The sequence below is a fragment of the Chryseobacterium sp. VD8 genome, assembly GCF_037149975.1.
GTDB lineage: Bacteria > Bacteroidota > Bacteroidia > Flavobacteriales > Weeksellaceae > Chryseobacterium > Chryseobacterium indicum.
Genome location: NZ_JBBCQL010000205.1, coordinates 1 through 8,328 on the forward strand (window position 1 = coordinate 1; position 8,328 = coordinate 8,328).

Below are 8,328 nucleotides of genomic sequence, written 5' to 3' on the forward strand. Positions count from 1 at the left end.
ACCAAACAAACGTCCTGTCTGCGTGTTCAGCGACTGGGTCTGGAAAGTGTAGCCGGGACCTACAGTTACCGTTGGCTCATACGCTGCCTTGCTTTGTTTTAAATAAGCTTCTGCTGAATTTATACTCTGCAAAGCAATTCTTATATCCAGATTATTTTCCAGAGCTTTCGCAATATGTCCCTGAAGTACAGGATCTGTGAAAATCTCTTTCCAGGAAACATTTGCGATATTGATACTATCTGCAGGAAGCATATCTGTACGGTAGAGTTTTTCGTCTACCACATTATCCGGTCTGTGGTATTCTTTTCTCGCCATACACGATGATACAGCGGCAAGAACAGCGACTGAAAATGTTATTCCTTTTATGATGTTTAAAATACTCTTCATTATTTGAAGTTTAAGGTTTAAAGATCAGGGTTTCCGGTTTTAGTTATTATTTAAACTTTACATCAAAAACCCTGAACTCACTTAATTTTATTCTGCTAAATTGATTTCTTTCGGTTTGATAGGTTTTACTTTCTCCTGTAAATATTCAAAAATGACATATAAAACAGGAATCACGAAAAGTCCTAAAATAGTTCCTATCAACAAACCGATTGCGGCTCCTGTTGCGATGGATCTGTTTCCTACCGCTCCGATTCCGCTTGCCAGAACCAATGGCAGTAAACCGAAGATAAAGGCAAATGAGGTCATCAGAATCGGTCTTAATCTCGCTTTAGCTGCGTTAATTGCCGACATAACGATAGTTTCACCGTGATGTCTTCTCTGAACGGCAAATTCCACAATCAGAATCGCATTTTTTGCTAATAATCCCACCAACATAATCAGGGCAATCTGGAAATAAATATTGTTTTCCAATCCCATAATTTTCTGTCCGAAATACGCTCCCATTACTCCGAGAGGAAGAGAAATCACAACGATTAAAGGAAGAATATAACTTTCATACTGTGCAGAAAGAATAAAGTACACGAAGATCAAACTCAATCCAAAAATTAATATCGTCTGAGATCCTGAACTTAATTCTTCTCTTGACAGTCCTGTAAATTCTACATCATAATTCTGGTTCAGGGTTTCTTTTGCCACCTGTTGTACCGCTGAAATAGCATCTCCGGAACTGAATCCTGCAGAGTTGGCTCCTGTAATTTTCACCGATGTAAAGAGGTTATAACGGCTCACCGACTGCGGTCCGTACGCTTTGGTAAGCGTTACAAACTGTGAAATCGGAGACATTGCTCCGGAACCTGTTTTTACATACAGTTCATTCAAATTTTCAATATTCTGTCTGTTTTCAGGAAGAGCCTGAACCATTACCCTGAACTGCTTTCCGTATTTGGTAAAATCTGCAGTATAAATTCCTCCGATATATCCCTGCATCGTTGCCAGAATATCACTTACGGAAACACCCAGCTTTTTAGCTAAAGGAACATTGATCTTCATTTCATACTGAGGATATTTTGTATTGAACGAAGTCTGCGCAAAATCGATTTCCGGTCTTTCAATCAGTTTTCCGATAAATTCATTGGTTTTTGCGTCTAAATCTGCATATTCTCCTCCGGATTTATCCAAAAGAACCATCTCGAAACCGGCACTGTTACCAAAACCGGGTACACTTGGCGGCTGGAAGAAAACCACTTTTGCATCCGGAACTTTTCCTGAGATTCCAAATAATTTTTTCGTAATATCTTCAGAAGTCTGTCCGTCTTTTTTACGGTCTTCAAAAGGTTTTAGCTTAATGAAAGCCAAACCGTTGTTGCTTCCGTTTCCGGATAAAAATCCTCTACCCGTGGAAATCGTAACATTCTGTACTCCCGGAACTTTTAAAGCATTTGCCTGAAGGGTTTTCAGAACATTGTACGTTCTTTCCATAGACGCGCCCGGAGGAAGCTGAACATCGGTAAAGATAATTCCGCGGTCTTCCGTAGGCACGAAACCTTTTTTCATCGTTGAACTTGCCCAATATAAAATCCCTCCCGTTACGGCAAAAATAATCAGCGTAACCCATTTATGTCTCAGCAGGAATACAAATCCTCTTCCATAACGTTCTGTTGTTGTTTTAAAAGCGATATTGAATTTATAGAAAAACTTCTGAATGAAATTTAAATTCTTATATTCTTTATGGTGCGCATCGTGAGGTTTTAAGAATAATGAACATAAAACCGGACTTAACGTTAATGCATTGATCGCAGAAATAATGATCGCTACAATAAGAGTGATCCCGAACTGCTGATAAAAAACCCCGGTAGGACCTGTAATAAACGTTACCGGAATAAATACAGATGCCATTACCAAAGTAATTGAAATAATTGCTCCTGTAATTTCGTCCATTGCTTCCACGGTTGCTTTTTTGGCATCCGAAATCCCGTGTTCCATCTTCGCATGAACGGCTTCGACGACGACAATCGCATCATCCACAACAATACCGATCGCAAGAACCAAAGCGAACAACGTTAACAGGTTTAATGAATATCCGAATAAATTCAGGAAGAAAAAGGCTCCCACAATAGAAACCGGAACTGCAATTGCCGGAATTAAAGTGGATCTGAAATCCTGTAAGAAAATATATACCACGATGAAAACCAAAATAAACGCTTCAATTAAGGTATGCACTACCTTTTCAATAGATGCATCAAGGAATTCGTTCGTATCAAAATTGAAAGTATATTTAATTCCCTGCGGAAAACTTCCTTCCGCCGATTTCAGGTAAGACTTGATGTTTTTAATAATCTCCTGCGCATTGGAACCCGGTGTCTGGAAAATCCCCATACTGATGGAAGGATTGTTTCCGTTTTCCCCGATTCCCGTGTAAGACTGTCCCGCCAGCTCTACCTTAGCAACATCTTTTAGCATTAAATTTTGTCCGTCCGGTAAAGATTTAATGATGATATTATCGTACTGTTCCTTATCGTTAAATTTACCTACATATTTAATGATGTACTCAAAAGAGCTTCCGCTGTTTTGTCCGATAGAACCTGCGGCAGCTTCTCTACTTTGCTCATTAATTGCATTGGTAACATCGGTAGGTGTTAATCCGTAAGCTGCCATTTTGGAAGGATCCAGCCATATTCTCATCGAGTAATTTTTACCTCCGAAAACATTGGCATCTCCTACTCCGTTAATCCTTTTTAAGTTCGGAATAACATTGATATTCAAAAAGTTCTGAAGATATACGTCATCCAGATCTTTATTCTCAGAGTAGAAAGACATATACATCAGGGCACTGGTCTGTTGTTTTTGAGTAACAACCCCGGAACGCGTCACTTCACTCGGCAGTAAAGGGGTGGCTCTTGTTACACGGTTTTGTACGTTTACCGCAGCAATATCCGGATTGATTCCTTGTTTAAAAAACACCTGAATCTGTGCAGAACCATCATTTCCGGCAGATGAAGTAATATAATCCATTCCTTCCACCCCGTTGATCTGTTCCTCCAGAGGAACAACCACACTTTTCATTACCGTTTCAGCGTTGGCTCCGGTGTAGTTTGCCGAGACACTTACCGTCGGCGGCGCAATATCAGGATACTGCGTTACGGGTAACGAGATCAGTCCTAAAACACCGAGAATCACAATTAAAATTGAAATTACGGTGGATAAAACCGGTCTGTTGATAAAATTTTTAATCATTAGAATTTCGGTTTTATAGATTGAACAAGACTATCCATTTTTACAGGTTTCTTTATCACTGCAGTTCCCGGTTTCAGACCTCCGATTCCTGCTGCAACTATAATTTCACCTTTGTTCACTCCTGATTTTATCAACGCCATGTTGTCGATTCTGTCAATAACATTAACCACTACATTTTTTGCAGTGTCTTTATCTACTTTATATACGTAAACAATTCCCTGTTGTTCGTAAGTTGCACTTTCCGGAACTACCAGAACATTATCGTAACGTTGAGGGAATCTGATGGTTCCGCTGTTTCCGTTACTTAAAAGTTTCTGTGCATTGGTAAATCCTACTCTGAACTGAATGGTTCCGGTTGTAGGATCAATCTGTCCTGTAATGGCTTCAATTCTGCCCTTTTCAGGATAAAGACTTCCGTTCGCAAGCTGTAATTCCACCATCGGAAGATTTTTTATTTTTTCGGGCATAGATGCACCCGAAGATTTTTCAAGGAAATCAAAATATTCTTTTTCGTTCATTGAAAAATAGGCGTAAATCTGAGAAGTATCTGAAATGGTGGTTAAAGGAGTCTGGTCTGAAGGGCCTACCAAACTTCCCACTTTTAAAGGAAGCTTTCCGATTACTCCGGAAATCGGGGCACGAATAACAGAATATTCGATATTGGCTTCTACTCCTTTATAATTGGCAACTGCCTGACTTTTTGCAGCCTGTGCCTGTTTTAGCTGTGCCTGAGCCTGCGCTAAATTTGCCTGTGCGGTCTGTAACTGCACATTGCTGATGATATTTTTCTGAACCAGCGGTTTAAGTTTATTTACTTCAACATTTGCTGCCGCTACAGAAGCCTGCGCCGCAGCGATATTGGATTCCGCAGCACTGATTCCTGCTTTTGAAGCCGCTGCATTTTCGTTCAGAATATTGGTTTCCAGACGGAAAAGCGGCTGTCCTTTTGTAACGTATTGTCCTTCATCTACCAAAACCTGAGTAATATACCCCTGAATTTTAGCGCGGACATCGTTATTAACTTTACCCTGAATTGTAGCCGGAAAGGTTTGATAACCTACTATATTTTTCGCCTCGACATTCACCACCGGATACGGTTTCGGACCGTCCTGCTTCGGGGCTTCTTTTTTGCAGGCTGTTAAAGAAAGAGCCGCAACAGAAAGTATAACTAGCTTATTATTCATTTCTATAGTTTATTAAGTGATTCCTGAATATTTTTAATGTTCCTGTTTAAAAGAGCTTTATAAGCTTCCATCTTTTCATTGTAGTCGTCATGATTTTTTTTAAAATTGTCTAAATCATCCAGTAGTTGTAATTCGTCTTGCATTTTTTGAACTATTTTTTCAAATCTTATCTTCTTATAACCGTCATTGATGAAAAAATACCGTTTCCTCTCGTCCATCTTGTTGTGATCTACGATGAGTTCTGCGTTCAGCAGTAAAGAAATACTTGTAGAAACCGAACTTTTGCTCGCGGAAAGCACTTCCACAAACTCATCAAAAGTAATGCCCACTTTATCATAATCGAATAAAAGATAGGCGTAAATCTTTGAAGCTAACGGCGGAAGACTGAAAACGGTACCGTAGAACTTTACGGCATTCTGAAAAATTTTTTCATCAATTTCTATACTCTTATGCATTGTATATAAATTTGAAGCAAATGTAAAAATTAGTTCAGAACTAAACGAACAAACCTGATAGAGTTTATAAATATCAGGTTTTTTAAAATTTCAATGAAAACGGATTTAACTTTCAGACTAAAAAATAATCTTTTCAAAAGCTTTTCTTACACCTCCTGCAAGAAATACTTCCCCACAATAGCTGTAGCCTTTGTTCTCGAGAATTTTCAGCATCGGGATATTATCAAAATTGGTATCCACTTTTATGCTTTGAATTCCGTGTGATCTGGTGAGTTCTTCAATATGATCGAAAAGAATTTTTACCATTCCCTGTCCTGCAAATTTTTCATCAACAGCAACTCTGTGAACGACAACGAATTCTCCGTTACTCAGCCAGGCTCCTTCAATGGTACTGTAAGCGGGTTCATCATTCAGAATTAATGCTACATAAACCGCCACTTCTCCATCTGCCGTCATTACATATCCGAAACCTTTTGCAATATCGCTTTCCACGGTTCCCAAATTCGGGTAGCCTTCCTGCCATTGTGTACTTCCGTCTTTTCTCCTTCTTTCGATTGCCTGCTGCAAAATGTTCCAGATTATATCTCTGTCTTCAATTTCTGCTTTTCTCAGCTTAATTTCCTGTGCCACGTTTGTTATATTGATTTTAAGTTTGTTTACCCTTTTATTTAATTATGAAGAACTCCTTCAGTTTTTTCTGTATTTTATTTTAAGGAATATCATGACAATCAGCATGATTAACATTAAAACATTGGTAATCCAGAGAGGTTTTGCTTCTTTCATCACTCCGTAAACTGCCCAAAGCAAAGCATTCAGGGTAAGAAATGATAAAGTAACCATGGAAAGGTCTTTTCCTGATTTTGTCTTCCACAATTTTATTACCTGCGGTAAAAAAGATATGGATGAAATTAATGCGCCTGAATAACCTATTATCTGCTCTATCATACTGCTTTTTTTTGAATTATAATCTAATATACTAAAAACAAAATAAAGCTTAAACGTTAAACCTTATATCTTATTTATAAAAACTAGACTATTATTTCAAAAAAATACATTTTTTCTGATAGATCTTCAAAGAAAAAAACCGAAAACTAATTTAAATTAATTTTCGGTTCGAAGTAGTAAAATTTAAAATTATGAAATTGTTTTTTATTAATTTTCACTTTGCTGAAGATAAGCATCGATAATTTCAAATGCTTTTTTTTCATCTTCAAGTTTCACCATTACTTTCAGCGATGTCGCCGTGGGCGTGGTTGTAAAAGTAAGGTAATTGTTTTCTACTGAATTTTTAATCTGCGCATCGTCCAGTTTAGACTTTATCAATTGGATTTCTGCAGGTTTGTCACTTTCAAAAACTGATACTCTTGTACTTCTTTCCATATTCTGTCTCGTTTGAGTATCTAAATATATAACGTTTTTTTGAAAATTACAAATTTCAGCTTTTAAATTTTATTAATATTATTTTCAATTTTATCTAAAGCGATCTGAATTTCTTCTTTAGTAACGTTCAGATGCGGTCTGAAGCGAAGTGACTGATCTCCACATGAAAGGATGATCATTCCGTCGTTCCAAAGCTCGTCTCTTAATGCATTTCTCTGCTCAGAAGTCGGAAGATCGATGGCACACATTAATCCTCTTCCTCTTGCATTGGATAACTTTTCAGGATATTTTTCAGCAAGACCAATCAGTCCGTTCAGCAAATATTCTCCTACCACTCTTGCATTTTCCACAAGGTTTTCTTTTTCAATAACTTCCATTACCAGCTGGAAACGAAGCATATCGATGAAGTTACCTCCGAAAGTGGAATTAATTCTTGAGCTTTCTCTGAAAACATTGTTCGGAACTTCATCAAATTTTTCTTTATTGGCTAAAACTCCGCAAACCTGCGCTTTTTTACCGAAAGAAATAATATCCGGTTTTGCTGTAAAATGCTGGAATGCCCACATTTTACCTGTAATTCCGATACCGGTCTGAACTTCATCAAAGATTAAAAGAATATCATGCTGATCGCAGATTTTTCTCAATCCTAATAAAAATTCGTCTCTGAAGTGGTTGTCTCCTCCTTCAGCCTGAATCGGCTCAATGATAATGCATGCCACTTTATCAGGATTCATTAAAATCGCTTCTTCGATATTTAATAAAGCCAGTCTTTCATTTTTAATAGTCTCTTCCAAATTCTCTTCCGTAATCGGGAAAGTAAGTTTAGGATTTAGGATTCTTGGCCAGTCGAACATCGGGAAATACTGATATTTTCTCGGATCTGAAGTGTTGGTTAAACTTAAAGTATATCCGCTTCTTCCGTGGAACGCCTGTCTGAAATGGATGCAGATTCCCGCTTCCACATCAAGACCTTTTTCGAAATTTTTACGCGTTTTCCAGTCGAAACATGCTTTCATCGCATTTTCTACCCCTAAAGTTCCGCCTTCAATAAAAAAAGCATACTGCAGTTCTTCAGGAATTACCACTCTTTCGAAAACTTCTAAGAAATGCGCATATTCTTCAGAATACACATCTGCCAAAGTGGGTTTGTTGACCGCCATTTTTCCCAGCCATGCCGATTTCTCAACGATATAGGGATGATTGTAACCGATGGATGCCGAAGCAAACATGGAAAACATATCTAAATATTCTCTGTCTGTAAGTTTATCATACAGCCATGAACCGTGGGATTTTTCAATATCCATCACGAAATCGAAACCATCTGCCAAAACGTGTCTGCCAACGGTTTCTTTTACTTTATTTGCTTTTATTTCAATTGTCTGTTCCATTTTTTAAATAAAAATCTTAGGGGTGATTTAAAATTTAATAATAATTTGAGACTTAAAAATCTGTTTCCAAATTTTCAAACTCATGATGTTAGTTTTTAAAGGTCAAACTTAATTCCTTGTGCTAAAGGTAAGTTTGTAGTATAATTAATCGTGTTGGTCTGTCTTCTCATATAGTACTTCCAAACATCCGATCCGGATTCTCTTCCGCCTCCGGTTTCTTTTTCTCCACCGAAAGCTCCGCCGATTTCCGCACCTGAAGTTCCGATGTTTACGTTGGCAATTCCACAGTCTGAACCTGCA

The 8,328-nt window shown here is 37.9% G+C and carries 8 protein-coding genes and 1 pseudogene; all 9 read right to left on the bottom strand.

Translation table 11 applies throughout. From position 1 onward, the window contains the following. Positions 1-387: TolC family protein (locus tag WFK35_RS17865; RefSeq protein WP_336733718.1), on the bottom strand; the 387-nt coding region annotated here is incomplete at its 3' end. Positions 388-474: 87 nt separating this feature from the next. Beyond that, positions 475-3,621, bottom strand: coding sequence for an efflux RND transporter permease subunit (locus WFK35_RS17870; RefSeq protein ID WP_336733719.1), 3,147 nt, complete (start codon positions 3,619-3,621; stop codon positions 475-477). Then, positions 3,621-4,805, bottom strand: coding sequence for an efflux RND transporter periplasmic adaptor subunit (locus WFK35_RS17875; protein WP_336733720.1), 1,185 nt, complete (start codon positions 4,803-4,805; stop codon positions 3,621-3,623). Before WFK35_RS17875 ends, WFK35_RS17870 begins: the two co-directional genes overlap by 1 nt. Before the next feature lie 2 nt (positions 4,806-4,807). Further along, positions 4,808-5,260 (bottom strand): transcriptional regulator, encoded by a 453-nt coding sequence (locus WFK35_RS17880; RefSeq protein ID WP_214589709.1) that lies wholly within the window; start codon positions 5,258-5,260, stop codon positions 4,808-4,810. A 117-nt stretch (positions 5,261-5,377) separates the two neighbouring features. Continuing rightward, on the bottom strand, positions 5,378-5,890 hold the full coding sequence (locus tag WFK35_RS17885; protein ID WP_336733721.1) for a GNAT family N-acetyltransferase: 513 nt from the start codon (positions 5,888-5,890) through the stop codon (positions 5,378-5,380). A gap of 57 nt (positions 5,891-5,947) precedes the next feature. Further along, positions 5,948-6,205 carry a SemiSWEET family sugar transporter gene (locus WFK35_RS17890; protein ID WP_336733722.1) on the bottom strand — a complete coding sequence of 86 codons (258 nt, stop codon included), beginning with the start codon at positions 6,203-6,205 and terminating at the stop codon, positions 5,948-5,950. A 207-nt stretch (positions 6,206-6,412) separates the two neighbouring features. Continuing rightward, positions 6,413-6,640 (bottom strand): DUF2007 domain-containing protein, encoded by a 228-nt coding sequence (locus tag WFK35_RS17895; RefSeq protein ID WP_076390287.1) that lies wholly within the window; start codon positions 6,638-6,640, stop codon positions 6,413-6,415. Positions 6,641-6,702: 62 nt separating this feature from the next. After that, positions 6,703-8,028, bottom strand: a complete 1,326-nt coding sequence (gene lat, locus WFK35_RS17900; protein ID WP_336733723.1) for an L-lysine 6-transaminase — start codon at positions 8,026-8,028, stop codon at positions 6,703-6,705. A 95-nt stretch (positions 8,029-8,123) separates the two neighbouring features. Continuing rightward, positions 8,124-8,328, bottom strand: a pseudogene (locus WFK35_RS17905) (aldehyde dehydrogenase family protein); the annotation flags it as partial.

Excerpts from the sequence above, each read along its gene's own strand:
- WFK35_RS17870 (WP_336733719.1), bottom strand. The coding sequence starts at position 3,621 with ATGATTAAAAATTTTATCAACAGACCGGTTTTATCCACCGTAATTTCA.
- WFK35_RS17875 (WP_336733720.1), bottom strand. The coding sequence starts at position 4,805 with ATGAATAATAAGCTAGTTATACTTTCTGTTGCGGCTCTTTCTTTAACA.
- lat (WP_336733723.1), bottom strand. The coding sequence starts at position 8,028 with ATGGAACAGACAATTGAAATAAAAGCAAATAAAGTAAAAGAAACCGTT.
- WFK35_RS17895 (WP_076390287.1), bottom strand. The coding sequence starts at position 6,640 with ATGGAAAGAAGTACAAGAGTATCAGTTTTTGAAAGTGACAAACCTGCA.
- WFK35_RS17880 (WP_214589709.1), bottom strand. The coding sequence starts at position 5,260 with ATGCATAAGAGTATAGAAATTGATGAAAAAATTTTTCAGAATGCCGTA.
- WFK35_RS17890 (WP_336733722.1), bottom strand. The coding sequence starts at position 6,205 with ATGATAGAGCAGATAATAGGTTATTCAGGCGCATTAATTTCATCCATA.